We start from the raw sequence: 25875 nt of genomic DNA, 5'->3' as shown, positions 1-25875 counted from the left end.
TGAGGACGAAACAGCAGACCGATTATCGGCGATGAAGATAACGTGATTACGCTTCTTTGCCGTCTGGGACAAATACGTAACCTAAGCCCCACACCGTCTGAATGTAGCGTGGCTTACTTGGGTCCTCTTCCAGCATGCGACGAAGACGAGAGATTTGTACGTCGATAGAACGTTCCATCGCTGAATATTCACGACCTCGTGCCATATTCATCAGTTTGTCTCGCGACATTGGCTCTCGCGCATTCGTCACCAGCGCCTTAAGTACCGCAAACTCGCCCGATGTTAGCGGCATCGCCTCATCACCACGGAACATTTCACGAGTTCCCAGATTCAGGCGAAACTCGCCAAACTCAACAATTTTTTCTTCAGTACTTGGCGCGCCCGGCAACTCGATCGTTTGGCGGCGCAACACCGCTTTAATACGAGCGAGCAGCTCACGCGGGTTAAATGGTTTTGGCAGATAATCGTCTGCGCCGACTTCTAAGCCAACAATACGGTCAACTTCGTCACCTTTTGCTGTCAGCATCAGAATTGGCAACAGATTATTTGCATTGCGTAAACGGCGACAAATGGACAAACCATCTTCACCTGGCAGCATTAAATCCAGCACCATCAGGTGGAAATTTTCGCGCGTCAGTAAACGGTCCATCTGTTCGCCATTGGCAACACTACGAACCTGAAAACCTTGCTCAGAAAGGTAACGCTCCAATAGAGCACGTAAACGAGCATCGTCATCAACCACTAATATTTTATGATTTTCCTGCATTGAAACATCCTTTCAGAAGCATCTGTTGTCGAAAATGTATCACTGTTTTTTCAAGCGTGCTTGTGCAAATTGTTACTCTTTTTATCTGAGCGGTGCATTTGGCACCTTATTTCTCAAATACAGAATTGAGATTGAACGAAGTGATTGCTCAAACTGGAAAAAATACCGCCGATTAAAAGTAATAGCGTACATTTTCTAACCCCAGTCTATCAGTCATCCTGAACAGCGACGAAGGAGCGTGATTCAGGATCTTCTATCCGAGCACTTTATTGTAAAAAAGTTTTCTATATCTCAGCAGCACGCTGATATTAGATTCCTAGTCTCGCTAGAGCTCGCTGGAATGACCTGTTAAAAGCCGTTAAGCGACTGGCATTCAATTATTAAAGGAGACTACTGGCTCATTTCCCATTCTGACTTGTTCGTGGTTTGTAACTTTTGTTTATGAGCGCTTTTCTCAATTTCCGCGTGTAACTGCTGACGTTGTTCTTCTCTGATGCACTCGCTTTGGATGGTGGCCAGCGCACGCTCTAGCCCTTCAATGTGCTTATCTTTGCCTTGTACTTTGGCGTACTCTAGCTGTTGTTCGACAGCAAACTCTTTGGCGTCACACCCTTTTAACTCGTCCTGGGAAAGAGCGGAAAATGAACATCCGACGGTTAATACTGTGCCACTAATCACTGCTCTCATCATTTATGTTCTCCTTTTAAAAGCGCACTATGCCTTTTGTTTCAGGATGAATGAGGATACCGGTTAAGCATAGTCGGCACATTTCCTTGCCAACCATGCGAAATTTCGGGAAGTTAATCGTCTGCTTGCGATACGTTGTACTCAATCGAGTTGATAAACCACTCTTTATCACCCTCAGGCGTCTTAACCGTAAACTCTTCATCGACTTGTTTTTTTAGCATCGCGCGCGCCATTGGCGAGTCGATAGAGATATAGCCTTTTGCATCGCCATATATCTCTTCCGGACCGACAATACGAAACTTCTTCACATCACCCGCTTCGTTTTCTATCTCCACCCATGCACCGAAAAAGACCTTGCCTTCTTGCTGAGGAGAATAATCGACGATAGTGACTTCAGGTAAAAACTTTCTTAAAAAACGAACCCGACGGTCAATCTGACGTAATAATCGTTTGTTGAAAGTGTAATCTGCATTTTCAGAGCGATCTCCCAGGCTGGCCGCCCAAGTGACTATCTTGGTGATTTCCGGGCGTCTTTCGTTCCAGAGATAATCGTGCTCTTGTTTAAGTTTGTTATAACCTTCTCGTGTTATCAGCTTAGTTTTCAATTTTTTTCCTTTGGAGATGGGTGGTATTAGTTTGGTTTATGACCCGACTCGAATCCTGAGATTATACCAATCACTATAAGTAAAACACGCAGCGACTTTGGGGTTGAGCCCACAAATTGACTGAGTTTTTACTTATCGGCATCCGACTTTTTGGTCACAAGGTACTTGCTTTCACTGGCAACCACCACGCCATGCTTGAGGAAGTTTTTACCCAAAATCATGCTGTACTTAAAGCGCTCTCTGTCCTGAAGATTGACCTCGATTTTCTTCTCCAGATCTCCCAGCTTGACGCGCATTTCCACCACAGGTCGAACGTTGATTTTTTCGCCCTTCTTGGCGGTAATGTTCATGATATTCACCACCTCGCGGGTAAACTCTTTCTTTACTCCCTGCTCATTTTCGTAAGTGAAGCTCACCATGTCTTTGCCATCTTTCTGAAATTGCTTGATATCCGTCGCGCTTATTGAGCTGACATCAGCGCCGGTATCCAGCTTAACTGGAATCGACATGCCTTCCACTTCCGCCACTTCAATGTGTCCCGCCCGGAACAATGGTTTTGCATCCAACAGATGATCAGCGCGGGTATTCAGCAACACACCACCTTTTGCCATATTATGACCGAAGACAAAAAATGGCTGGGTTTCGTTGTCCTCCAGAACATCAATGGCAAATTCCAACGTTTTCTCCTGTGTGCCAAAAGAAAAATCACCTTCAACCACAGGACGCACCATCTCACCCACTTTCAGTTTCTTCAGCACAGGCTTAGTTATTTTTTCTTCTTTCCCCTTTTCATTGGTTAAGTAGTACGTCGCAACTTCGTCTTTGCCTTTTTCGCTCAACTCAAAACCATTAACACGCAACAGAGGAGTTTTGACAGTAAAGGTCGGGGAAGCGGGCAAAACATAACCATCAATACTGACCGTTTCTTCCGGAGAGATAACTAACGGTTTCTTTTTCAATGCGTTTTTGAAGGTCTTTTCCACACCACCGAGCAGATTTTCTTTGTCGGTATCCACCACGAAATGCTGGCTAATGACATCCTTACCTAAGCGCATCTGTGAGCTGAACTGACTGCGATCTCGTAAGTACACCAACCAATGCTGAGTTTCGCTCTCTGACACTTGCACCGGTAAGTACACCAGTGGTCGCTCACCTTTGGTCGTTTTAAGCATGCGAATCAATGGTAGTGTCATCGGGTGTCGCTTACCGTTTTCTCCCTCTAAGGTAAAGGAAACTTGCTTGGCTTTTTTATCAACATTGATATCCAGCGCATGCGCGTTGGTGTAACGACTTGCGGTCGCAACGCTGACTTTGTAAGGAACGCCTTCAACAGAGACAAGCTCTTGCTTACCAATCATTGTCGCCTTGGGTTGTTGTTGCAGATAGTCGTATCCGGCAAATACCCAAGCATTGTTATTCAGGTAGGTTTTACCAATCAGAATCGGCGCGGAAAACTGTTTGCGCGCGGTTAAATTCACAATGGTATCCACCGTATGACCCGCAATCGTCATTGGCATTTTGACGGTCGGACGCAATATTGGCTTTTTACTGGTGCGGCTGCGAATAGCACTGATGCGATCCAGGTCATCGGTGACGGTTATCTGTTCGCCCGTGTATGGATGTTGAATCGTAAAACTCACCTTGACCTGATACGGTTCGAAGGTTCCTTCATCCCATTTGGCTTTGGTGCCGCCAAGATCATCGATTATCGCCCAAAGCAATTCGTTATCTTTCAGGCTGCTGAAGTCTGGATGAGTACTGGTGACATGAATATTTTCGGCATGCATGGATGTGGTATCCGCACCCGTATCAATCTTACCCATAAACGGCACATCACTCAGCTCCGGAATCTCACTGTAATACACATTTTCCACCCGTCCCAAAACCAGTTTGTCATCAAGCTGGTAGATGGGGTCTTGCGTGGTTGCAGAAAGTGATTGCGCCCAGCTAAACGGAGCAACAAGTAAGGCACTCGCAAGCGCCAGAGCCAAATACATTTTTTTCATCATGATTATCCCTATGAGCTAAGGTACGTACTTTAGTCGATCGTCGAGGGTATAAGTTCTCAATTTAATTCAAGTTTTGACATAAACCTGACCGATGTCCACCAGTGCCCGGTAAATTTTCGACATCCTAGTTTAAAACATTGCAAATTGATTGAACGACCCCAATGTTTATATGACTAATGAAACTCAACTGAATAAAAAGAGAATACACGGATGAGCCAAGCTATCTGTCGCATGATTGCTCAAGAGCTGAATGTTCGCCCTGAGCAAGTCAACGCAGCTGTCACTCTGATTGATGACGGTAACACGGTCCCTTTTATTGCACGTTACCGTAAAGAGGTGACCGGTGGCCTTGATGATACCCAATTGCGTACGCTGGACAGTCGCCTGTCTTATCTGCGTGAATTGGACGACCGTCGTCAAACCATTCTGAAATCTATCCAGGAACAGGGCAAACTGACCCCGGAACTGGAACGAGAAATCACTCAGGCAGACAGCAAAACTCGTCTTGAAGATCTTTACCTGCCTTACAAACCTAAGCGTCGAACCAAAGGCCAGATTGCGATTGAAGCAGGGCTTGAGCCCCTCGCTGACGCCCTTTGGCATCATCCGCAAACAGATCCTGAAAGCGAAGCAAGCAAATACCTTGATGCAGACAAAGGCATCGCAGATACCAAGGCAGCATTGGATGGCGCACGCGCGATCATCATAGAACGCATCGCCGAAGACGCCAACCTGCTAGAAAAGATTCGTACGCATCTGAACCGTCACGCGGAGCTGGTTGCTCGCGTTGTCGAAGGTAAAGAAAACGAAGGTGAGAAGTTTAAAGATTACTTCAGTCACAACGAACCACTAAACAAAGTGCCATCTCACCGTGCACTGGCGATGTTGCGCGGCCGCAATGAAGGCTTCCTCACGCTGGCCATGAATGCCGACCCTGATCAGGAAGAGGGCGCACGTCAGTCTTACTGCGAAACCATCATTGCTGACCATTATGGCGTGACGTTAAGCAGTGCCCCTGCAGATACATGGCGCAAACAAGTGATCAGTTGGGCGTGGCGCATCAAAGTATCGATGCACATGGAAACCGAACTGATGGGCGCGATGAAAGAGCGTGCTGAGATCGAAGCGATTGAAGTATTCGCCACTAACCTGAAAGATTTGTTGATGGCGGCTCCAGCTGGCCCTCGTGCCACTCTGGGCCTCGATCCGGGTCTGCGTACTGGTTCAAAAATCGCCGTGGTAGACTCCACAGGTAAAGTACTGACGACCGAGACCATCTACCCGCACCCGCCACAAAACCAATACGACAAGTCCGCTCAGGTCGTGGACCAGTTAGTACGCAAATACAACGTTGACCTGATTGCAATTGGTAACGGCACCGCGTCTCGCGAAACAGATAGCTTTGTCGCAGATCTGATCAAACGCGGCAATCTGAAAGTACAAAAAATCATGGTGAGCGAAGCCGGAGCTTCGGTTTACTCAGCATCAGAACTGGCAGCGAAAGAGTTCCCGAATATGGACGTATCGCTGCGTGGTGCGGTGTCGATTGCACGTCGTCTGCAAGACCCTCTGGCTGAACTGGTGAAAATCGATCCTAAATCCATCGGTGTGGGCCAATACCAGCATGACGTCAGCCAATCGATGCTGGCGAAACGTCTGGACGCGGTGGTTGAGGACTGTGTAAACGCGGTGGGTGTGGATGTAAATACCGCATCAGCGGCACTGCTGACTCGCGTGGCTGGCCTCTCCAGCACCATCGCGCAAAACATTGTCGATTTCCGTGATGAAAATGGCCGTTTCGATGCGCGCACCACACTGAAAAAAGTGCCTCGCCTTGGGCCGAAAGCCTTTGAACAGTGTGCGGGCTTCCTGCGTATTATGGATGGTAAAAACCCACTGGATGCCTCTTCGGTTCACCCGGAAGCGTATCCTGTCGTCAAAACCATTGCCGAGAAAAACAACAAAGACATCAAAGTTCTGATTGGCGACACTGCGTTCCTGAAAGGACTGCATGCGGTTGATTACACTGACGATAACTTTGGCGTACCAACCGTCACTGACATCATAAAAGAGCTGGATAAACCGGGTCGGGATCCTCGTCCTGAGTTTAAAACCGCGACCTTTGCTGACGGAGTTAACACCGTAGCAGACTTGGAACCAGGTATGATTCTGGAAGGTGTGGTATCGAACGTCGCAAACTTTGGTGCCTTCGTTGATATCGGTGTCCATCAAGATGGTCTCGTACACATCTCAGCACTGACGGATCGCTTTGTCTCGGATCCACGAGAAGTGGTGAAGGCAGGCGACATCGTCAAAGTCAAAGTGATGGAAGTGGATGTACAGCGTAAACGTATCGCTCTCTCGATGCGTCTGAACGACGAACCGGGTCAGGATAACCGCAGCCAGCGTTCAGCCGAGCCGAGCCGCAATGACCAGCAACGTCGTCAGCCACGCCGCGATGAAACTACATCAAACAGTGCATTAGGAAACAATGCGATGGGTGGTGCATTTGCGGCTGCTTTTGCCAAAGCGAAAAAATAAAACGCTGATAAATCGTAAACGCTAAAAATGAAAACGCTCCTGTCAGACAGTTCTGAAAGGAGCGTTTTACATCACAGCTCGTTAACGGTAAGCAAATTCTCGAACTTGAGTACAAAACGCCTCATGTTCCGTCATGAATGGGGCGTGAGAAGATTGACTGAAAATAACATGCTCGGTATGCGGCAAGTGCTCATTCAGATCGGTGGCAACTTTAATCGGTACCAGACCGTCTAGTCGTCCATACACCCGCAGCATCGGCATCGTGAGTGAAGCCAGCGCTTCGCGTAGATCAACTTCCGCCAAAATAGTTAAACCCACCAACAGTGAGTCTGGATTCGGCTGAGGGCGAGAGAGCACCGCTTGCTTGAGCAGTTTTACGTCTTTACGTGCTGATGGACTGCCCATCGCTTGCAAAGCCATAAAACGTTCAATCGTAAGTGAGAAATCCTCAAGAAGCTGAGCGGTAAAAGCACTCAGTACCGTCGGCTGAATACCACGCCACGGTTTATCGGCGGCAAATTTTGGAGAGCTGGCAACGGTGATCAACTTGCTTACACGCTCCGGAGCGTTAAGTGCAATTTGCGTTGCGACCAAACCACCTAACGACCAACCAAGCCATACCGCTTTCTCTGGCGCGCTTTCAAGCACCATCTGTGCGATGTGGGCTAAATCTTCACCATGATGCTCAGCACTGTAACCATACCCGGGAAGGTCAACCACATGCACCCGAAAACAGGACTGGAGAGTCTCGACCGTTTGCTGCCAAACCGCGCCATTCATTCCCCAGCCATGCAGCAACACTAAGTCCGGTCCCTGACCAAACGACTGCCAGTGTAAATTCGTGCTCATGCTCTCAATCTCTCCCACTTAACTTAGTCCTTACGGTTTCACTCAAGCGTTAATCTGTGCAAAATCTAACCTTGAATAAGCGCTATGTTATCTCATCAATGGCAAAACATCATGCATCACGTGCTCGGTAACCAATGCGGTTTGTGTCAACTGCCACTGACTACGCTTTCACAACCCAATCCGCTGCGTTGGTGTCACCATTGTTTTCAGTATCTTGCCCCTATCAAAAGGTGTCCAAGCTGCGGTCTGGCTATGACAGAAGAAGAGAAAAACAATCTGCTCTGCGGAGAGTGTCTGAGCAGTCCACCGCCATGGCAACGACTCTTTACGCTTGGCGATTACAGCTTTCCACTGTCTCATCAAGTACAGAAAATTAAAGATCATGGCGAACTCTGGCACCTCGACGCTATGACGCAATTGCTCGCCGAACGTATTCCGACGCCTGCTCCGCTCATTACCAGCGTTCCATTGTATTGGCGGCGTTACTTATCTCGTGGTTTCAATCAAAGTGACCTACTCGCCAGACATTTGGCAACGCATTTACGAAGCGATTGTGATTGCCGTATATTTCGCCGTATCAGACATTCCGACTCTCAGCGAGGCCATACGAGGGCTCACCGGGAGCACAACTTAACAGGGGCGTTTGTACTTAATAGAGAGCCTAAGTGTAAACACGTTGCGATTGTTGACGATGTAGTCACCACAGGCAGTACTGTGCGGCAATTATGCGAATTATTACTTGAAGTTGGTGTAGAAAGCATCGATATTTACTGCATCTGCAGAACCGCTGCTCCTAGTTCTCTCTAGATCGATTCACCATGGGTTAGCACCAAAAAAGCTAGACCCATACGTCAACAAGAGTAGAATAGCAGCAGTAACCTACAAATTTACTCAGGTATTCGTCGTGTCAAATATTACTATTACAGAAACTGCGCAAACGCATTTCGCTAATCTTCTCGGCCAACAGCCGGAAGGTACCAACATTCGTATTTTCGTTGTGAACCCAGGAACACAAAACGCTGAGTGCGGTGTGTCTTACTGCCCGCCAGAAGCGGTGGAAGGAACTGACACGGAACTTTCATTCAGCGGTTTTTCAGCCTATATCGATGAGCTAAGCCTGCCATTTCTTGACGATGCTGAAATCGACTTCGTGACCGACAAAATGGGTTCTCAACTAACGCTAAAAGCACCAAACGCGAAAATGCGTAAAGTGTCAGATGATGCATCACTTGTTGAGCGTGTTGAATACGCTATTCAAACTCAGGTAAACCCACAACTTGCTGGCCACGGTGGTAACGTAAGTCTGGTTGAAATTACTGAACAAGGTGTTGCTATCGTTTCATTCGGTGGCGGCTGTAACGGTTGCTCTATGGTCGATGTAACACTGAAAGAAGGCATCGAAAAAGAGCTGCTAAACCAGTTTTCTGGTGAGCTGACAGCGGTACGTGATGCCACAGAACATGACCGTGGTGATCACTCTTACTATTAAGATAAGTGTAAGCTAAGTGCATTCATTGAAAGTGGGAGGCTCAGGTCTCCCACTTTTGTATCTATACAGCGATAAATTCCAGCTAGAAACTCACGCAGAGTTCTCATATATTAAGAACCTTACTCACTTGACAATGAGTCAACGATACCAAGGAGCCAGCGCTATGTCGAAAAGGACCCCACCAGAGATTCTCTCTTGTCAGACGGTCGCAAAATCAAAACTGTTTGCAGTGGAAGCCCTCGACCTTCGCTTTTCTAATGGCGAACATCGTACGTATGAGCGAATGAAGCCAAGTGGTCGAGACGCAGTCATGGTTGTACCTATTACCGAGCAAGGCGACTTATTGCTAGTACGCGAATACGCAGCTGGTACCGAGCGCTATGAACTGGGCTTTCCCAAAGGTCTTATCGATCCGGGTGAAACGCCACATCAGGCAGCCAACCGCGAGTTGAAGGAAGAAATTGGATTTGGGTGCAATGATCTGACGCCTCTGAAGCAAGTGATCCTCGCTCCTTCTTACTTTTCGAGCAAAATGACCCTGTTTTTGGGTCAGGCTCTGTATCCGGAAAAGCAAGAAGGCGATGAGCCTGAGCCGCTAGAGGTAGTACGCTGGCCACTGGCGCAAGCGGAAGAACTGTTAACACACCTGGATTTCAGTGAAGCTCGCAGCATCACCGCCTTGATGTTAGCACTGAGACATTTACCTGATACCACGCACAGCCGATAACAACCTAAGCGCCGAATCTTCGTTGTGAGCAAGGACAATCACTTATGCCAATAACCAAAGATCTATCTCACCTGCTGCCTCAAGTTATCGAGATCGCTCGCAGCGCCGGACAGCTGATCCTCGATATTTATCAAAAAAAACAATACGAAGAATACACCAAAAGTGATGAAACTCCGGTCACCAGCGCTGATATTGCCGCGCACAAATTCATCACCGAACACTTAAGCGAGCTCACTCCAGATATTCCCGTTTTATCCGAAGAAGCAGCCGACATCAGCCTTGAGAAACGTGCTCAATGGCAACGTTACTGGCTGGTCGACCCTCTTGATGGTACGCAGGAGTTCATCGCTCGCAGTGGTGACTTCGCAACCATTATTGCCTTAGTAGATAACAATAAGCCAACCATGGGTGTAGTGTACGGCCCCGTATCTGGCGTGACCTATTACGCATACAGTGGCAAAGGTGCCTGGAAAATTCCGGATATGTCAGAGAGTGTAAGAATACATACTCACACGCACGAACATCCCGGACAAAACATTGCGATTGCGATCAGTCGTCGTCAGGACATCAACCGTATCACCAACCGTATGAGCAGCGCCTGGAACTATGAGCTGATCCCGTTAGGTTCTGCCGCATTGAAAGCATGTTTAGTGGCCGAAGGTGCGGTGGATTGTTATCTTCGTTTAGGTCCGACCGGCGAATGGGACACGGCCGCAACGCAATGCATCGTTGAAGAGGCTGGAGGCCGTATTCTGAGCACTCAGTTAGAACCACTGTCTTACAACGAACGGGAAACGTTGGAAAACCCTAACTTCATCGTACTCGGTGATGAAGGGTTACCTTGGGATGATATTCTTCAACGTAAAGATTAAGTTCACAGCAATCACCGAACAAAAAGAAAGGCCGCGAATCCAATTCGTGGCCTTTCTTTTTGTGCCGTACAGCGTTACTAGCATTTAACCTACTATGATCTAAAAGCTCAAGCAGCTGTACGTAAACTTAATAAACAAAATAATATCAGCAATTTACATTAAAATACTTAAAGGAAGGGATTTTCGCGTACAGCGATTAGAGGGTTTGGCCTACTATGATCCAAAAGCAAAAAGAGCTGCACATTGACAGAATACCTATCTATTGAGGACTCTTATCGGTCATTCCAGCGAGCCTTCGCGAGACTAGGAATCTAATACCAGCGCGCTGAGAACATATAGAAATCTCTTGGGCAACAAAGTACTCGGATAGAAGATCCTGAATCACGCTCCTTCGTCGCTGTTCAGGATGACTGAAGACGGGAATGTGTTGCTCGCAGATCAACGAGCAACATTCATTTATTTACGCTGGTTCTTTACACATTTCGCTTTTTTTGAGGTTAGGCCTAAAAGCGCCCTTTGTAATCAAACTCATACTGTCCTTGTGCGTTAGGCTTACCCAGCCACTGCAGTTGCTCGCTCATGTTTGGAGGAAATTCAGCGCCCGGCTTAAACCACGCTTTAGTCGAGTAACGCTGATTTGGCATTAACTCTGCAGAGAAAGCCGCAGAAACCTGCTGGCTGTTTTGCTCACCAGATGCGGTCAGCACGCTGTCCTGGCAATTCAAGTTTGCCACCACAGGACCAAGTTCAAGGTTACCTAATGGGCTTTGAATGCCGCTGGCACTCCATACCAACGTACCCTCACCCGTTTCACACCATGGTTCAGCATAAGTCGCATGGCGAATGTTGAGTTCTAACTGACCATCAACACCAACCGGAATGGGTAGTCGCGCCTGTTCAACCACTTTGATTGCAGGCAACGATGCCACCAGGTTTTTCGCATAAGCGCCGCCAAAACCATAACCGACAAAGCCACGTCCTCGCACATCCATATCGCTACCACGACCAAAACGTACAGCAAATTCTGCTTTACCGGTAAACAGTGCTGACCATTGGAAATCCCAGCTCACTTCACCCAGGTTTTGGTTCTGCCAACGAACATTGGATGCCTGACCTTGCCAAATCGTGCCCTGAGCACCCTGAATGTCTAAGCCTCGCACATTTGGGCTTTGCTTAAGAGCCCAGGAAACCGGTAATCCCGTCAGTAAACTGACCGAGAAGAAAACAATAAAGATTACAACGTAAAGTACAACTCGCTTCACTTTACCCTCGCTTAAATTGCAGGCGGTTTACATCAATCATGCCCGCTTGGTCCGTACGGTCAATATCAAGGAATTCCACTTCGATACCTTGTTGATCCTTTAAATAACGTAACCAATCAACTAACTGATTAAAAGCCAGTGGCTTAATCCATACCTGAACACTCTCATTGCGAGGCTGAACACGGATCAGTTCCACTTGATAACGGCGCGCCGAAGAAGAGATCAGTTGGTTGAGTGGCTGATTGGAGTAGCTCACACCACCACTCTTACGCAGTGCTGTGATCTCATTTGCTTTATCTTGCACCCAAGCAAGAAGCTCGACTTCACTTTGGATTCGAGATTGAGCCAACTCTGCTCGTTGACTGACGGGTTGGAGAATCCCCCAATAGATGAGACCAACGACCGCTATCGCACCACACCCCATCACCATACGCTGTTCACGCTGCGAGATGGCACTCCACCAAGTTTGTACTTGAGCGATTAAATTCTTCATCACGACCTCACAAACGCTTCAGAACAAAGCTGCCTATCACAATTTTATCGTTGCGATTAAGCTGTCCTTGCTCAACGTTAAATTTTTCAGTCAGCTTCACGCGTGCCTGCTCAAACGGCTGGAAATCGGAACTGCGAGCCTGAATTCTGACTTCGCCACGCTGACCATCATATTTAAAGCTAGTGATCTCCAAATCTTTGACCTGACCAAGCGTTGAAGGCAGGGCTGCCAGCCAGGACAACATGGCTTCATCACTAGAACCACCAGATAAACGACGCTCTTCATCCGTCATCTGACGTTTCAGATAGCTCACCGTCGGAATGCGATTTCTACCAGGAAAAACCTGACGGAAGATGCGTTCGCTTTCATCACGATAGGCCTGAGCTTGCGCTTCGTACTTATTCACCATCAGCAATTGCTGGGCCACCAGCACCACCAAAAATACAGCTGCAGTAATGGCTGCTTTTTGCCAGATTTTCCAATACTTACCCCAGGAAGACTTTGGTTTGAACTCGCCAGTCAATAAGTTAATTTTGCTTTCAGCAGCGCCTTTCGCCAACAGCGCCATGGTCATTTCTTCTGGCTGGGGTACCCATACTTCACTGACAGCAGACTCAGGCACAGAGCTGTAACAATCCAGTTTCCAACCGACATGGTTTTGTAGATAAGAGGTGAGGTAAAGGTCTAACCATGAAGCATCGACTACCGCGCCTTCTGTCTGAGAGTGACGAATCAGCCACTGATGCTCAATGACGGCCGCGCTGCTGTTTTCATTGACTGGTAATGCCAGGACATCCGGTAAAATGCGCTTAATGAGCATCCCGTGGCTAGAAAAACGCTGTAATACCGTCTGAATCCAGGCACGTTCAGCCGCACAAACCTGAGCTTTGCCGGGCTCTTTGCTCAAGACTGTAAAATGAAGATTATCGACATCCTGCGCGACTTCATCTTCGACAAGGTATGGCAGCATAGTATCAAGCCGACGTTCCGCACCAGCGGGGATATCCACTTGAGTGAGCACCACATCATTGCTCGCTAAAAGAGCAAACACAGGGCGCTGATTGGCATAAGAAGCCAACTCATCCAAGTGTTCCCAACCGGCAATTTCGCCGCTGGCAATCACTTCCTGTTGCTCTGTCGACCACACCACCCAAGGAATGGTACTTTGTTGTTCGCTACTCAGCCGAACGGTCAGAAACTCGCTCACTGATCCCTCCAAAACGACGGCGTACTACCGTCACCGTATCTCTGTTTGTACTTTGCAAAAGGCTTTGGATACGCACGCGTGAATCATCCACCAGCACTTGTGCATCTAATTCGAAGAAAGCACTATCGACACCTAAATACGCCTTTGCCTCTTTCGTTACCTCTTCGCTCAAGCCAGCTAATTCTGACTCAGCTAAAAACGCTTCAATATTGTCCCATCCATCAAATGGACGTTTTTCAATCAACTGTACCGCATCACTGCTACTTAAGCCCGGTGAAAACATGGCAACTAAAATCGGAGCTTGTTCCACCTCGATGGTATTGACATTGAGACGCCAGTCATCACTGGGAATCGCGCATACTAAAGGCGCTAACTTTTCATAGTCCTCGCCACTCACTTGATAAACAGCGCGTAACTCCGTTTTGTCGGCCATCCAGCTATTTGCCGTCAGGTAACCTGGGTTCATCGCTTCATAAGTGCTGTCTTCGACACCTGCCATCGTGCGAACCACAGAGTCACTGTCAATGTATTCCCAGGTAGAGTCTGCAATAACTTCAGCCTGATAGGACTCAATGTCCACTTCTTCTAATAAACGCTGTAGCACCTGAACCAAATAGGGTCTCACGGTTTGTTCACTTGTAGCCTGAACGCGGCTCAATACGTTGAGATTAAAGCAGGCCTGTTTGTCCCATATACGCCCGGTTGCCTGACCATAGTCGAGCGGATAAACCTGATCTTTAATCGCCCAAGGCTGGCTCATATTAATGGTATCGGTGTCCTTAAAACTCTGTTCAATACCGACTTTTGCCAGCGCTTCTACCCCGACACTGTACCAATACGCTTGCTGATAATTAATCTGGTTGCCACCACGTTGAAACTGGACGAACAGACGTTCTGACATACTGGCAGCCACTGTCGTCATGATCGCCAACAGCATCAGGACAATAAGTAAAGCGACGCCACGCTGACGATTAACCATTGTCGTCACCCCCCAACTCACTTAACGTTCCATCGGGAGTCAGATAAGTTCTGGTGATTTTGCCGTAGTCTTTTAGCGTCAGTACCACAGATACCGCTTTAGGCAAACTATCACTGCTATCCCAACCACTTTGCCATTGCGAACCGTCGTAAAAGCGTAAGTCGAAAGATTCGACTTGAGTCAGCAGTGGGGTGACAATGCCTTCCTGCCCAACCGGTGTGTCTGGATAACGCCACCAGATCCGCTGCAACGTGCCACCTTTTAGGCGGTAACCAACTTTAGTAACCTCTCCGCGAGGAAACTGTTGCTGAGGGTTATGCCACCCCAAACGAGCAAACATCACCCCTTTAGCGTCTGAATCCAGTAAATAATCTGACCAAAAAATCAGTTGCTCTGCAGGCTCTTCACCATCCGTTCGTGTACGGCGCAATGCAATTTGACGAAAATCATTGTCCATCATCACCATCGTGCGCTGAAGTTCGTTCAAACGCTCTGTACGTTCCTGAGACAATTGATTGCTGCGCTGTATTTGCGAGACCACTTGATAAGCTGCAACACTCAAGCTGGCGAAGATGGCAATTGACACCAGCACTTCGATAAGTGTAAAACCTTTTTGCTGATGCCGCCCGGACATGAGCTGTACTCTACTGCGCCACATAACTTCTTACCGTCACAACTGGGCTGGCCTCTTTTTCCGTCGCGACACTCACATCAAATGCTTTCAGCAATGGCTGCGTTGTGGCGATTGGAGACACTTTCCAGTACCAAGTGCGTCCAGCGAGCTCTTCTGTGCCATTTTTGGCTTTTAGCTCACCAGTATCCAACATCACATTGACCATCTGATTATCCACAACCATAGCTGCAAACATTTTTTCTTCTAAGTAGCTAACCGTATTAATGTGCTGACTCACAGAACGAATGACGCTGATAGCTGCGGTGGCAAATATCGCCAGAGCCACCAACACCTCAAGTAACGTCATGCCTCTTACACGACGCAGACTTAAATTAGGGCGAGTTTGCTTAAAATTGAGCATTCTCATCCCCTTCAACTTCCTCTCCCGGAGCTAACAAAAAAATTTGCCCAGATTCTTTACCTACCACACGCCACCCATCATTTTGCACATCACTATTCTTAGGGAAAAATGACAACGTAAACGGTGTCAGCTCTGCACTCGAAAAGACAAAAACTTGCGGGGGCTTAATGCTTTCCTTTGCTTTTTGTTCCGCGAACATATCTTCATCGAAGAGAGAGCCGGGCTTAAACAAGCGATCGTCATCTTCCCAAGCGCCCCCCCCTAGCTCCAATTGCAACGCAATACCTTCATCGAGTGAGGTTTTACTTGGTATCTGCCTCATTTGAAGTGGTTTCCAACCTTCGGCAGTTAAAATTAACAGCTCATACGACGCGGCAACGTCGTCGACTTGAACGCCAAAATCTTTACCACTAAGTACGGCTTCCTCAATAAGCAATTGTAAGCGCTGGAAGAAACTTTGAGCGTATTGTTTTGAAAGGTCTTTTTGACTGGTAGGTATTGTAGCGATCACTGCCGCAGCGGTCAGTGATAATAAAACCAGCACCAATAGTATTTCTATTAATGTAAAACCTTGATGTTTACGCATTTGCTTCATTGGTGCTGGCTTAGATTCGGTATTATTGGAAATCTTGCATGTTCCAGTTGCCAATATCGGCTGCTGGACCTTCACCGCCCTCTTGACCATCTGCACCTAGTGTGAAGATATCAATCGTTCCATTGTCTCCTGGGCTTAGGTACTGATACTCATAACCCCAAGGATCATTTGGCAGACGCTTGATGTAACCGCCGTCACGGTAGTTACGTGGTTCAGGGTTTGACGGTTTGTTTACCAATGCATCCAGCCCCTGATCCGTAGTTGGATAAACGTTGTTATCTAGTTTGTACATGTCCAATGCATTTTCCAGTGCAACAATATCCGTGATCGCTTTTTGCTGATCTGCCTTCTCTTTGTTGCCAAGTAGGTTTGGCACCACAAAGCTTGCCAAGATACCTAAGATAACGACAACCACCATCACTTCTAATAGTGTGAAGCCGTGTTGTTTACTACGCTTAAATTTCATTTTTTTCTCCGAAAGTTAGATTCAAGGGATACCTTTAGTAGACATCCCTTAACCCGAATATTATCCGCTCATCAAGTTATTCATTTCTAGCATTGGCATCAAGGTCGCCATAACAATAAAGAGCACTAGACCAGCCATCAATGCAATTAAGACCGGAGTAAAAATACCCAGAGCAATGTTGACTGTTGATTCAAAATTCTGGTCTTGGTTATCCGCAGCACGAGTCAGCATGCTTTCCAGCTCACCACTCTGCTCACCACTGGCAATCATATGCAGCATCATTGGCGGAAATAATTGTGTTTGATCAAGCGCTTTACGCAGACTGGAGCCTTCACGCACGTTTTCCGCTGCCACCAGTACTTGCTGTTTCACATAGCGGTTAGACATAACATCAACCGCGACTCGCATTCCTTCCAGGATCGGGATCGCACTTGAAGTACATATTGACAGCGTTCGCGCAAAACGCGCGGTATTCAGACCTTTAGAGATCTTGCCTAATAGCGGCAGGTTGAGGATTTTTTTATCCCATGACAGGCGAAAATCGGGATTTTGCAATGCCATTTTAAGGCCGTAAAAACACACGACCACCACAGCAACGATAATTAATCCCCACTCTTGCACAAACTCACTGGCCGCAAGCAGAACTCGTGTGGACTGAGGCAGCTCTTGCCCCATCTGTATAATAGGTTCAATGATTTTCGGTACGACGGTCGCCAGCAGAAATGAAACGATAGCAACAGCAAAAACCACCAGAACGACAGGATAAATCATCGCCTGTAACAGTTTAGAACGCATCTTCTGACGGTTTTCGACGTAGTCAGCCAAACGCTCCAGTACAGAATCTAAATGGCCAGACTTTTCGCCCGCAGCAACCATTGAGCGATACAATTCATCAAACACATGAGGATAGTCCCCTAAGCTGTCGGCCAGAGGATAACCTTCCGTTACTTTTGAACGCACAGAAGCAATCATCGAACGAATTCGTGGCTTGTCCGCCTGCTCAGATACGGCTCTTAAACACTCTTCCAGTGGCATGCCCGATTGCACCAGTGTCGACAACTGACGGGTGATCAGAGCCAATTCAGCCGTTTTGATGCCTCGCTTGAAACCAACCGATCCAGAAGATTTGGCGGCTTTAGCCTTGGTTTCCATCACCTCTACAGGGATCATTCCCTGCTCTTTCAGGCGTTGGCGCACCTGACGTGCGTTGTCCCCTTCTATGGTGCCTTTCTTTTGTCTACCTTTTGCATCCAGCGCTTTGTAATCAAATGCCGCCATTACGCTTCCTTCGTCACTCGCATCACTTCTTCCAGTGACGTAATACCACGACGTACTTTGCTTAGGCCATCACTACGAATGCATGGAGTATGATCACGAACCACGCGCTCAATTTCGAGCTCACCCGCTTCTTTATGAATCAATTCCTGAACTTTCTCATCCACCAAAACCAGCTCGTGTATACCAGTCCGGCCACGATAACCTTTTTGATTACACGCATCACAGCCTTTAGCACGATGCAAAACTAAGGATTCATGCTCAGCCAAACCAAATAACTTCTTCTGCTCAGAATCGGCTTCATAAGGCTCTTTACAATCCGGACAAAGCGTACGCACCAAGCGCTGTGCTAGTACGCCGAGGAGTGATGATGAAATCAAAAATGGCTCAATACCCATATCACGCAGACGGGTAATCGCACCGACGGCAGTGTTGGTGTGGAGAGTCGACATCACTAAGTGACCAGTCAGCGACGCCTGCACTGCAATTTGTGCCGTCTCCAGGTCCCGAATCTCACCGACCATCACGACATCTGGATCCTGACGCAAAATAGCACGCAAACCGCGCGCAAATGTCATGTCGACTTTAGTATTCACCTGAGTCTGACCGATGCCATCGATATCAAATTCGATCGGATCTTCAACCGTTAGGATATTGCGCTCATTACTGTTGATTTCTTGCAGGCCAGCGTAAAGGGTCGTCGACTTACCAGAGCCTGTCGGGCCAGTCACCAGGATAATCCCGTGTGGACGTTGGATAAGGTGACGGAAGTTGTCATGCACAGAAGAGGTCATCCCCAAACTGTGCAAATCCAGGCGGGTGGCGTTTTTGTCAAGTAGACGCATTACCACACGCTCTCCGTGAGAAGACGGCATGGTCGAGACACGAACATCGACTGCACGGCCACCGATACGCAGAGAAATACGACCATCTTGCGGGACACGTTTTTCTGCAATATCCAGCTTGGCCATGACTTTGACACGGGACACTAAAAGCGGGGACAGTTTTCGGCTAGGTGTGAGCACTTCACGCAGCACACCATCAACTCGGAAACGAATAGAAAGCTTTTTCTCAAACGTTTCAATATGAATATCGGATGCGCCTTCTTTGATCGCCTCACCCAACATCGCATTAATCAATTTAATGATTGGCGCATCATCTTCTGACTCCAGCAAGTCCTCATCATGAGGCAATTCTTCCGCAAGTGAGAAGAAGTCATCGCTGTCTGCACCGATGTCCTCCATCAACTGACGAGCTTCAGAAGAGTCTCGTTGATAGGCTTCCGTCAGCTTTTTATCGAACGATTCTTGATCGATGGATTGTGGCACGAAACTTTGTTTCAGGACACGGCGAACCTCCACAAGAGCCGCAGGGTTTAGCGGCTCAACGTAATACAGAATAGGAGGACGTTCTGGATGCTCTGTCTCCAGCACCAGTTTAAAGCGATTGGCAAAACTGAATGGCAGACGACGCATACTTGGCGTTGTGTCTAACATATCTACCATTAGTTCACTCTCATTTGTTCAATAAATGCCTGGATCTCAGCAGGATGCTCGCGATCTTGTCCATACTCTGGCATCAACGGAATCTTATCATCAGGCATCAGCTTCAAACCCTGCTCCGCTTTGTACAATTGTTCTGCACGGATAAAGTTGTATTTACGCTGAGTAATGCCGTCTGCTGTCATACCATCACGAATAATGGTTGGCTTAATGAACACCATTAGATTACGTTTTTCCGTTTGGGTACTGGTTGACTTAAACAAGTGCCCCAAAACTGGGATATCACCCAGAAGTGGAACTTTAGCTTCACTTTCTAAAGCGCGCTCATCAACCAATCCACCAAGAACCAGCATCTGGCCATCTTGAACCATAACTGACGTATTTAGCTGACGCTTAGCAAAGCGCACATCGACCGCACCATTGGCGCCCAACACGTTCGATACTTCTTGCTCTATGGTCAACTGTACTGAGTCGCCTTCGTTGATTTGCGGTACGACTTTCAGCTTGATACCTACTTCTTTACGATCAACGGTCTGGAAAGGGTTATCGTTGTTTGAACCCGCAGTCGAGCCTGTAATAACCGGAACTTCCTCACCAACAATGAATGATGCTTCACCATTATCCATGACAGTGATGCTCGGAGAAGAAAGGATGTTTGAGTTAGAGTCCGTCGCCACAGCATTAATTAATGCGGTCCAGTCACCCATGATGATACTCACCGCAGCGCCATTAACGCCGCTAAGCGCAGAAGCGAGGGTTGAATAATCACCTTCTTCTGTATATTCACGGGTTTGCCAGCTGCTGGAATCACTATCCCAATAGCTTTCTGTTTGAGTCGTGTTTTTCGCTTCTTCCAGACCAACCATCACTTCGCCGATTTGCGCACCAGAACCGTACTGAATCACCGCACCAGATTCCAGAGAGCCCCATTGAACGCCCAGGTTAATACCATCGCCTTCCGACATTTCGACAATCAGGGCTTCGATCAGTACTTGTGCACGACGAATATCCAACTGAGCGATGACATCTTGTAACGCAAGCATAATGTCTGGCGGCGCTGTCAGAACAAGCGCGTTAGTTGCTGGGTGAGCGGCTATGACGACTTCACCGCGCTGTGAGGTGGCTCTTTGCCCCTGACCCGCTTGTTTTTCAGCTTGCAGGTTGTCAGACACCCCTTTAAGTACCTCAACTAAGTCTTCCGCTTTGGCGTATTTCAGGTAAACCACACGGTTATTACCTTTGCTCGCCATCTCAACATCTAACTGGCGGATGAGGCGCTTCAGGCGTGCACGCACTTTAGGGTCGCCCGAAATCAGGATCGCATTGGTACGCTCATCCGCAACGATTTTAGGCTCAAGGAACTCCGGGGTGCTTTTCTGGTTAGTGCTTTTATTTAATGCTTCAACAATACGCACCATCTCGGCAGCAGAAGCATTACGCAGTTCGACCAGCTCAATGTCTTTATCACCGGCCTGGTCAACGCGTTTAATGATCTCAGCCAGACGATTAACGACTGCAGCACGGCCGGTAATCAGAATGATGTTAGCCGGATCATAATGAACCACGTTGCCCGCACCAGCATTATCAATCAACTGACGCAACAATGGAGATAATTCACGTACCGATACATTACGTACAGCTACGACTCGGGTGATCACGCTATCGCCTTGCGCGCTACTATCACCTAAAACGGGAATGGCAGAAGTCTTTGAGTCTTTTGCTTTAATAACTTTGAGTACGCCATTGTCCATTTCTACGACGGCATAGCCATACACTTCCAGTACGTTAAGGAAAAAGCTGTAATATTGCTCTTCATTCAGCACGTCATAACTACGGACGTCGATTTTTCCGCGCACCGAAGGGTCAACGATAATGGTCTTTTCTAAGTTGCGACCAACTATGTTGATAAATTCTTGAATATCTGTGCCTTTAAAGCTGGCACTAAATTCGTTTGCTATCGCACCCGGAGCGCAAAGTAGGCTCCCGGCCAATAACCAAGCACTTTTGCTTAACCAATGTTTCACGTATGTCTCCCTACACTTACGCTGATAGCCTAAGTATTATAATTGGATATAGATCTCGTACTGTTGACCATCACGCTCAACAGTCAAATTCAGCTCTTGCGGATCGCTCATTACTTGCATCACTTCTGCTGAAGATGCCGGATCGCTTAAATCGATCCCATTTAGCTGCACTGCGATATCTCCAGCCTCTAAGCCCACATCATTAAACAGTGCCGCATCACGACCCGGAGCGACTCGATAGCCCACAATGTCATCACCATTTTTCACTGGCGAAATGCTGATGTATTTAAAGACGCTCTTAGGATCTTGAGAAATCTCTTCACGAATTTGTTCTAGTTTATCGCTTGGGGCTGACGCCGCAGCTTGCTGAGCAGGCGGAGAACGTCTCGCCTGCGGTGATTCAGATAGCTTGTTATACTCAATCCCTTGCATCATGAGGGTTTCGTCACGGCCTTGGTTCTCGATGATCACGCGATCCACTAACACCGCCTTAAGCGTTGCACGGGTACCTTCGATCTCTTCACCAATGCCATAGGTCGCTTGCTTACCACTATTTGCAATAACCGCTAAGCTGGTTTGCGCCTGGTTGCTAGCCACTGCCCCCACGAGAGTTAAGTTTAGTCGAGTTTTCGGTGCGTCTTTAACAACTGGTTGTTCGATGATGACTGGTTTTTGTTCTGTGAACTGACCAAATAAGTGTGCATTCTGAAGGGCATTAAAATCAATGGCGTCATTTTTATTGCTGGCAATAGCATTACTTGCTGATGGCTTCCAAGAAGTCACATCAGACGATTGAGGTATCGCTAACCACACGATCTTCGCGAGCACCCACCCAGTTAGCGCAATAAATAAGCAAGTAAACAGCAAACTAAGCTTGGTTTGAATCGCGAGGTTGTTGGATTTCATCTGAGCCAGTAGCGGGCTGCTTGATAATCCAGCACTCAGCTCTATTCGCTTCACTAAATTGATTCCTTTCTTTCGATGTAGGTCGAACCAGCTATAAAAAAACATCGACTCTATCTTGCTAAAATGACAGTAAAATTACTATTAAACAAATAGCAGCAAACTATACCATAACCAATATTGCTTACCTTTTTCTTCTTCGGTTTTTGCCAACTACCTTGAAAAAAATAGACCTTGACTCCATTTGAAGGTGAATAATCCATCACTCATTGCCAAAAAAGGCAGTGGTTAGATAGCGTAGCTGTGTATGAGTTCCCTAAATGAAGCCGTCAGGCTAGATAAATGGCTTTGGGCCGCAAGATTTTATAAAACCCGCTCTATCGCTCGTAACATGGTCGATGGCGGTAAAGTCCACTATAATGGTCAACGAACAAAGCCGAGTAAAATCGTTGAATTGGGCGCTGAAGTAAGACTTCGTCAAGGCAACGAAGAAAAAACGGTCATCATCGAGATAATCTCTGATCAACGTAAAGGCGCACCAATCGCACAGACCCTGTATCGTGAAACTAATGAAAGTATAGCGAAACGTGAGGAACACGCGACACAACGTAAACTTAATGCCCACAACCCAAGTCCGGAACGCCGCCCAGATAAAAAGCAGCGCCGAGATATCATTAAGTTCAAAAACCAATAAAAGCCGGAAATACCAACGAGGAAATCACTCCATGGCAAATAATGTTTTAAACCGCTACCTATTTGAAGATCTTTCAGTTCGTGGCGAGTTGGTACAATTGGATGAAGCGTACCAGCGTATTATCTCCAGCAAGGAATATCCGGCAGCAGTACAAAAACTGTTGGGCGAGCTACTCGTATCAACCACACTTTTAACCGCAACCCTTAAGTTCGAAGGCTCAATCACTATTCAGATTCAAGGCGACGGTCCTGTTTCTCTTGCGGTTATTAATGGTGACCATAAACAGAGAATTCGTGGCGTGGCGCGCTGGGAAGGCGATATCGCTGATGACGCGAGCCTACACGATATGATGGGCAAAGGTCATATGGTGATTACCATTGAACCGAAAATCGGCGAACGTTACCAAGGCGTGGTTGGCTTAGAAGGTGATAATCTGGCGGAAGTACTGGAAGGTTACTTCGCGAATTCTGAGCAGCTAAAAACTCGCCTTTGGATCCGCACAGGTGAATTCGGCGGTAAACCACATGCAGCAGGTATGCTCATTCAGGTTATGCCTGACGGTACCGGCTCTCCAGATGACTTTGAACATCTGGAACAACTGACAGACACAGTAAAAGACGAAGAGTTATTCAGTTTAGAAGCCAATGAGCTACTTTACCGCCTGTACAATCAGGACAAAGTGCGTCTTTACGAGCCTCAGCCTGTTTCGTTCCTGTGCGGCTGTTCTCGTGAGCGTAGCGGCGCGGCAATTATCTCGGTTGAACAAGCCGAAATTTATGACATTTTGGCCGAGGAAGGTTCGGTGTCTTTACATTGTGACTACTGCGGCACAACTTATACATTTGATGAATCACAAGTTGCCGAGCTCTATACGCAAGCTTCTTCTGGAAATAAAACACTGCATTAATTTTTGCAGCTTATCAAGCACGTAATTTTCCCTTCAAAAGGCCAGCTCATGCTGGCCTTTTTGTGATCCGATCCCCGTAACACCTTAATTTCTGCGTAATAAAATAACCTCTTAATTTTAAGTGATTAATAATCCTTTTGCCCTAGCTTAATGGATTACGCACACGATAAACTATTCGGACCAATATGTGACGGGTCACCTAAAACCCCGTTGAAAACATGGGCATTTTTTGAACTATCTCCCTGTTTTCTCCCCACCCCGTTGCTAGCATGGTGAGCAGATAACAATTAAAAACATTCTTACAAAATCCCTACAAAATCCTTATAAGGAGCACCTATGACCGTTATGGAACATACTAAGGCTGCAACACTTGATTTAACCAAACATGGACTGCACAACGTAGAAGAGGTTATCCGTAACCCGAGCTACGAAGTGCTGTTTGAAGAAGAAACGCGTGAAGGACTAACCGGTTACGAGCGCGGTGTGGTTACTGAATTAGGTTCAGTTGCTGTTGATACAGGCATCTTTACTGGTCGCTCACCAAAAGATAAATACATCGTTAAAGATGCAACGACAGAAGAAAACATGTGGTGGACTTCTGACTCGGTAAAAAATGACAATAAGCCAATCAATCAAGAGGTCTGGAACGAGCTGAAAGAGCTGGTAACAAACCAACTGTCAGGTAAACGTCTGTTTGTAATTGATGGTTACTGTGGTGCTAACCCTGATACACGCCTGAGTATTCGTGTTATTACTGAAGTTGCATGGCAAGCTCACTTCGTTAAAAACATGTTCATCCGCCCAACAGAAGAAGAGCTAGCCTCGTTTGAGCCAGACTTTGTGGTGATGAACGGTGCGAAATGCACCAACCCGAAATGGGAAGAACAAGGTCTTAACTCTGAAAACTTCACTGTGTTCAACCTGACTGAACGCATGCAACTTATCGGTGGCACATGGTACGGCGGTGAGATGAAGAAAGGCATGTTCGCAATGATGAACTACTTCCTTCCTCTTCAAGACATCGCATCAATGCACTGTAGTGCGAACATGGGTAAAGATGGCGACGTCGCGATTTTCTTCGGCTTGTCAGGTACGGGTAAAACTACCCTTTCTACCGATCCTAAACGTGAACTGATCGGTGATGATGAGCACGGCTGGGATGATGACGGTGTGTTTAACTTCGAAGGCGGCTGCTACGCGAAGACCATCAAACTGTCAAAAGAAGCTGAGCCAGATATCTACAACGCAATCCGTCGCGATGCATTGTTAGAAAATGTCACCATTCGTGACGATGGCTCTATCGACTTTGATGATGGCTCTAAGACTGAGAACACTCGTGTGTCTTACCCGCTTTACCACATCGACAACATTGTGAAGCCTGTCTCCAAAGGCGGTCATGCGAATAAAGTGATCTTCCTTTCAGCAGATGCGTTTGGCGTTCTTCCTCCAGTGTCTAAACTGACTCCAGAGCAAACTAAGTACCACTTCCTGTCTGGCTTTACTGCCAAGTTAGCCGGTACTGAGCGTGGTATTACCGAGCCAACACCTACCTTCTCGGCATGTTTTGGCGCAGCGTTCCTGACTCTGCACCCAACCAAGTACGCGGAAGTACTGGTTAAACGTGTAGAAGCAGCTGGTGCTCAGGCTTACTTGGTGAATACTGGCTGGAACGGCACAGGTAAACGTATCTCGATTCAAGATACGCGTGGCATCATCGATTCGATCCTGGATGGCTCGATTGAAGATGCACCAACCAAGCACATTCCAATCTTCAACCTTGAAGTACCAACTTCATTACCGGGTGTTGATTCAGGCATTCTGGATCCGCGTGAAACTTACACTGACCCACTACAATGGGAAAGCAAAGCAAAAGATCTAGCAGAACGCTTTATCAAAAACTTTGATAAGTACACCGACAACGCAGAAGGTAAATCTCTGGTTTCTGCTGGCCCGCAGCTTGACTAATGCCAGACGAAGGTTGAGTTGAAG

General features: G+C 47.3%; 25 protein-coding genes. 8 read left to right on the top strand and 17 right to left on the bottom strand.

The window, feature by feature from the left end; translation table 11 throughout:
• Window positions 1–46: 46 nt before the first annotated feature.
• The 4 genes from ompR to ACWYU8_RS17185 form a co-directional block, all read right to left on the bottom strand.
• Entirely contained in the window at window positions 47–766 is a 720-nt protein-coding gene (ompR, locus tag ACWYU8_RS17200; protein ID WP_457520955.1) for an osmolarity response regulator transcription factor OmpR, read from the bottom strand.
• A gap of 390 nt (window positions 767–1156) precedes the next feature.
• Window positions 1157–1456, bottom strand: coding sequence for a DUF1090 family protein (locus tag ACWYU8_RS17195; protein ID WP_457520954.1), 300 nt, complete (start codon window positions 1454–1456; stop codon window positions 1157–1159).
• Window positions 1457–1566: 110 nt separating this feature from the next.
• Window positions 1567–2058 (bottom strand): transcription elongation factor GreB, encoded by a 492-nt coding sequence (gene greB / locus ACWYU8_RS17190; RefSeq protein WP_457520953.1) that lies wholly within the window; start codon window positions 2056–2058, stop codon window positions 1567–1569.
• Between the two features lie 128 nt (window positions 2059–2186).
• Window positions 2187–4067 (bottom strand): putative ATP-dependent zinc protease, encoded by a 1881-nt coding sequence (locus ACWYU8_RS17185; protein ID WP_457520952.1) that lies wholly within the window; start codon window positions 4065–4067, stop codon window positions 2187–2189.
• 210 nt (window positions 4068–4277) lie between these two features.
• Here ACWYU8_RS17185 and ACWYU8_RS17180 point away from each other — a divergent pair, with 210 nt between their 5' ends.
• Complete coding sequence (locus ACWYU8_RS17180) at window positions 4278–6608, top strand: Tex family protein (protein WP_457520951.1); 2331 nt, start codon at window positions 4278–4280, stop codon at window positions 6606–6608.
• Between the two features lie 81 nt (window positions 6609–6689).
• Here the strand turns inward: ACWYU8_RS17180 and bioH are convergent, their stop codons facing one another.
• Window positions 6690–7457 (bottom strand): pimeloyl-ACP methyl ester esterase BioH, encoded by a 768-nt coding sequence (gene bioH, locus ACWYU8_RS17175; protein WP_457520950.1) that lies wholly within the window; start codon window positions 7455–7457, stop codon window positions 6690–6692.
• A gap of 84 nt (window positions 7458–7541) precedes the next feature.
• Here bioH and ACWYU8_RS17170 point away from each other — a divergent pair, with 84 nt between their 5' ends.
• From ACWYU8_RS17170 to cysQ, 4 genes are all read left to right on the top strand, one after another.
• Entirely contained in the window at window positions 7542–8264 is a 723-nt protein-coding gene (locus ACWYU8_RS17170) for a ComF family protein (RefSeq protein WP_457520949.1), read from the top strand.
• 97 nt (window positions 8265–8361) lie between these two features.
• Window positions 8362–8946, top strand: a complete 585-nt coding sequence (gene nfuA, locus ACWYU8_RS17165; protein ID WP_457520948.1) for a Fe-S biogenesis protein NfuA — start codon at window positions 8362–8364, stop codon at window positions 8944–8946.
• Window positions 8947–9109: 163 nt separating this feature from the next.
• Window positions 9110–9673, top strand: a complete 564-nt coding sequence (nudE, locus tag ACWYU8_RS17160; RefSeq protein ID WP_457520947.1) for an ADP compounds hydrolase NudE — start codon at window positions 9110–9112, stop codon at window positions 9671–9673.
• Between the two features lie 44 nt (window positions 9674–9717).
• On the top strand, window positions 9718–10545 hold the full coding sequence (gene cysQ / locus ACWYU8_RS17155; protein WP_457520946.1) for a 3'(2'),5'-bisphosphate nucleotidase CysQ: 828 nt from the start codon (window positions 9718–9720) through the stop codon (window positions 10543–10545).
• A 503-nt stretch (window positions 10546–11048) separates the two neighbouring features.
• On the opposite strand, the gene ACWYU8_RS17150 is transcribed toward cysQ, so the two are convergent.
• The 12 genes from ACWYU8_RS17150 to gspC are packed head-to-tail and all read right to left on the bottom strand — an operon-like array spanning window position 11049 to window position 22342.
• The gene (locus tag ACWYU8_RS17150; protein ID WP_457520945.1) at window positions 11049–11807 is read right to left on the bottom strand and encodes a type II secretion system protein N; all 759 of its coding nucleotides are present in this window, start codon (window positions 11805–11807) and stop codon (window positions 11049–11051) included.
• 1 nt (window position 11808) lies between these two features.
• The gene (locus tag ACWYU8_RS17145) at window positions 11809–12300 is read right to left on the bottom strand and encodes a type II secretion system protein M (protein WP_457520944.1); all 492 of its coding nucleotides are present in this window, start codon (window positions 12298–12300) and stop codon (window positions 11809–11811) included.
• A 7-nt stretch (window positions 12301–12307) separates the two neighbouring features.
• Entirely contained in the window at window positions 12308–13507 is a 1200-nt protein-coding gene (gspL, locus tag ACWYU8_RS17140; RefSeq protein WP_457520943.1) for a type II secretion system protein GspL, read from the bottom strand.
• Window positions 13476–14486 (bottom strand): type II secretion system minor pseudopilin GspK, encoded by a 1011-nt coding sequence (gene gspK, locus ACWYU8_RS17135; RefSeq protein WP_457520942.1) that lies wholly within the window; start codon window positions 14484–14486, stop codon window positions 13476–13478. The genes gspL and gspK overlap by 32 nt, the downstream gene beginning before the upstream one ends.
• Entirely contained in the window at window positions 14479–15144 is a 666-nt protein-coding gene (gene gspJ, locus ACWYU8_RS17130) for a type II secretion system minor pseudopilin GspJ (protein WP_457520941.1), read from the bottom strand. Before gspJ ends, gspK begins: the two co-directional genes overlap by 8 nt.
• Entirely contained in the window at window positions 15131–15520 is a 390-nt protein-coding gene (gene gspI / locus ACWYU8_RS17125; RefSeq protein ID WP_457520940.1) for a type II secretion system minor pseudopilin GspI, read from the bottom strand. The genes gspJ and gspI overlap by 14 nt, the downstream gene beginning before the upstream one ends.
• The gene (locus ACWYU8_RS17120; RefSeq protein WP_457520939.1) at window positions 15507–16106 is read right to left on the bottom strand and encodes a prepilin-type N-terminal cleavage/methylation domain-containing protein; all 600 of its coding nucleotides are present in this window, start codon (window positions 16104–16106) and stop codon (window positions 15507–15509) included. Before ACWYU8_RS17120 ends, gspI begins: the two co-directional genes overlap by 14 nt.
• Window positions 16107–16137: 31 nt before the next feature.
• Window positions 16138–16581, bottom strand: coding sequence for a type II secretion system major pseudopilin GspG (gene gspG, locus ACWYU8_RS17115; RefSeq protein WP_444495629.1), 444 nt, complete (start codon window positions 16579–16581; stop codon window positions 16138–16140).
• 60 nt (window positions 16582–16641) lie between these two features.
• Window positions 16642–17859 carry a type II secretion system inner membrane protein GspF gene (gspF, locus tag ACWYU8_RS17110; protein ID WP_457520938.1) on the bottom strand — a complete coding sequence of 406 codons (1218 nt, stop codon included), beginning with the start codon at window positions 17857–17859 and terminating at the stop codon, window positions 16642–16644.
• Window positions 17859–19361, bottom strand: a complete 1503-nt coding sequence (gene gspE / locus ACWYU8_RS17105; RefSeq protein WP_457520937.1) for a type II secretion system ATPase GspE — start codon at window positions 19359–19361, stop codon at window positions 17859–17861. The genes gspF and gspE overlap by 1 nt, the downstream gene beginning before the upstream one ends.
• Window positions 19361–21382: a type II secretion system secretin GspD gene (gspD, locus tag ACWYU8_RS17100; protein WP_457520936.1), complete on the bottom strand. Its 2022-nt coding sequence runs from the start codon at window positions 21380–21382 to the stop codon at window positions 19361–19363. The genes gspE and gspD overlap by 1 nt, the downstream gene beginning before the upstream one ends.
• A gap of 36 nt (window positions 21383–21418) precedes the next feature.
• On the bottom strand, window positions 21419–22342 hold the full coding sequence (gspC, locus tag ACWYU8_RS17095; RefSeq protein WP_457520935.1) for a type II secretion system protein GspC: 924 nt from the start codon (window positions 22340–22342) through the stop codon (window positions 21419–21421).
• Between the two features lie 250 nt (window positions 22343–22592).
• On the opposite strand from gspC, the gene hslR reads away from it, so the two are divergent.
• The 3 genes from hslR to pckA all read left to right on the top strand — a co-directional run bounded on the left by hslR (window position 22593) and on the right by pckA (window position 25851).
• Window positions 22593–22979 carry a ribosome-associated heat shock protein Hsp15 gene (gene hslR / locus ACWYU8_RS17090; protein ID WP_457520934.1) on the top strand — a complete coding sequence of 129 codons (387 nt, stop codon included), beginning with the start codon at window positions 22593–22595 and terminating at the stop codon, window positions 22977–22979.
• A 31-nt stretch (window positions 22980–23010) separates the two neighbouring features.
• A complete protein-coding gene (hslO, locus tag ACWYU8_RS17085) occupies window positions 23011–23886 on the top strand; it encodes an Hsp33 family molecular chaperone HslO (RefSeq protein WP_457520933.1) in 876 nt (291 codons plus the stop codon).
• Window positions 23887–24222: 336 nt separating this feature from the next.
• Window positions 24223–25851, top strand: coding sequence for a phosphoenolpyruvate carboxykinase (ATP) (gene pckA / locus ACWYU8_RS17080; RefSeq protein ID WP_457520932.1), 1629 nt, complete (start codon window positions 24223–24225; stop codon window positions 25849–25851).
• Window positions 25852–25875 lie beyond the last annotated feature (24 nt).

This window comes from Vibrio limimangrovi, assembly GCF_054064025.1.
Note: the sequence above shows the minus strand (reverse complement) of the source record. Positions and strands in the feature narration are given on the sequence as shown.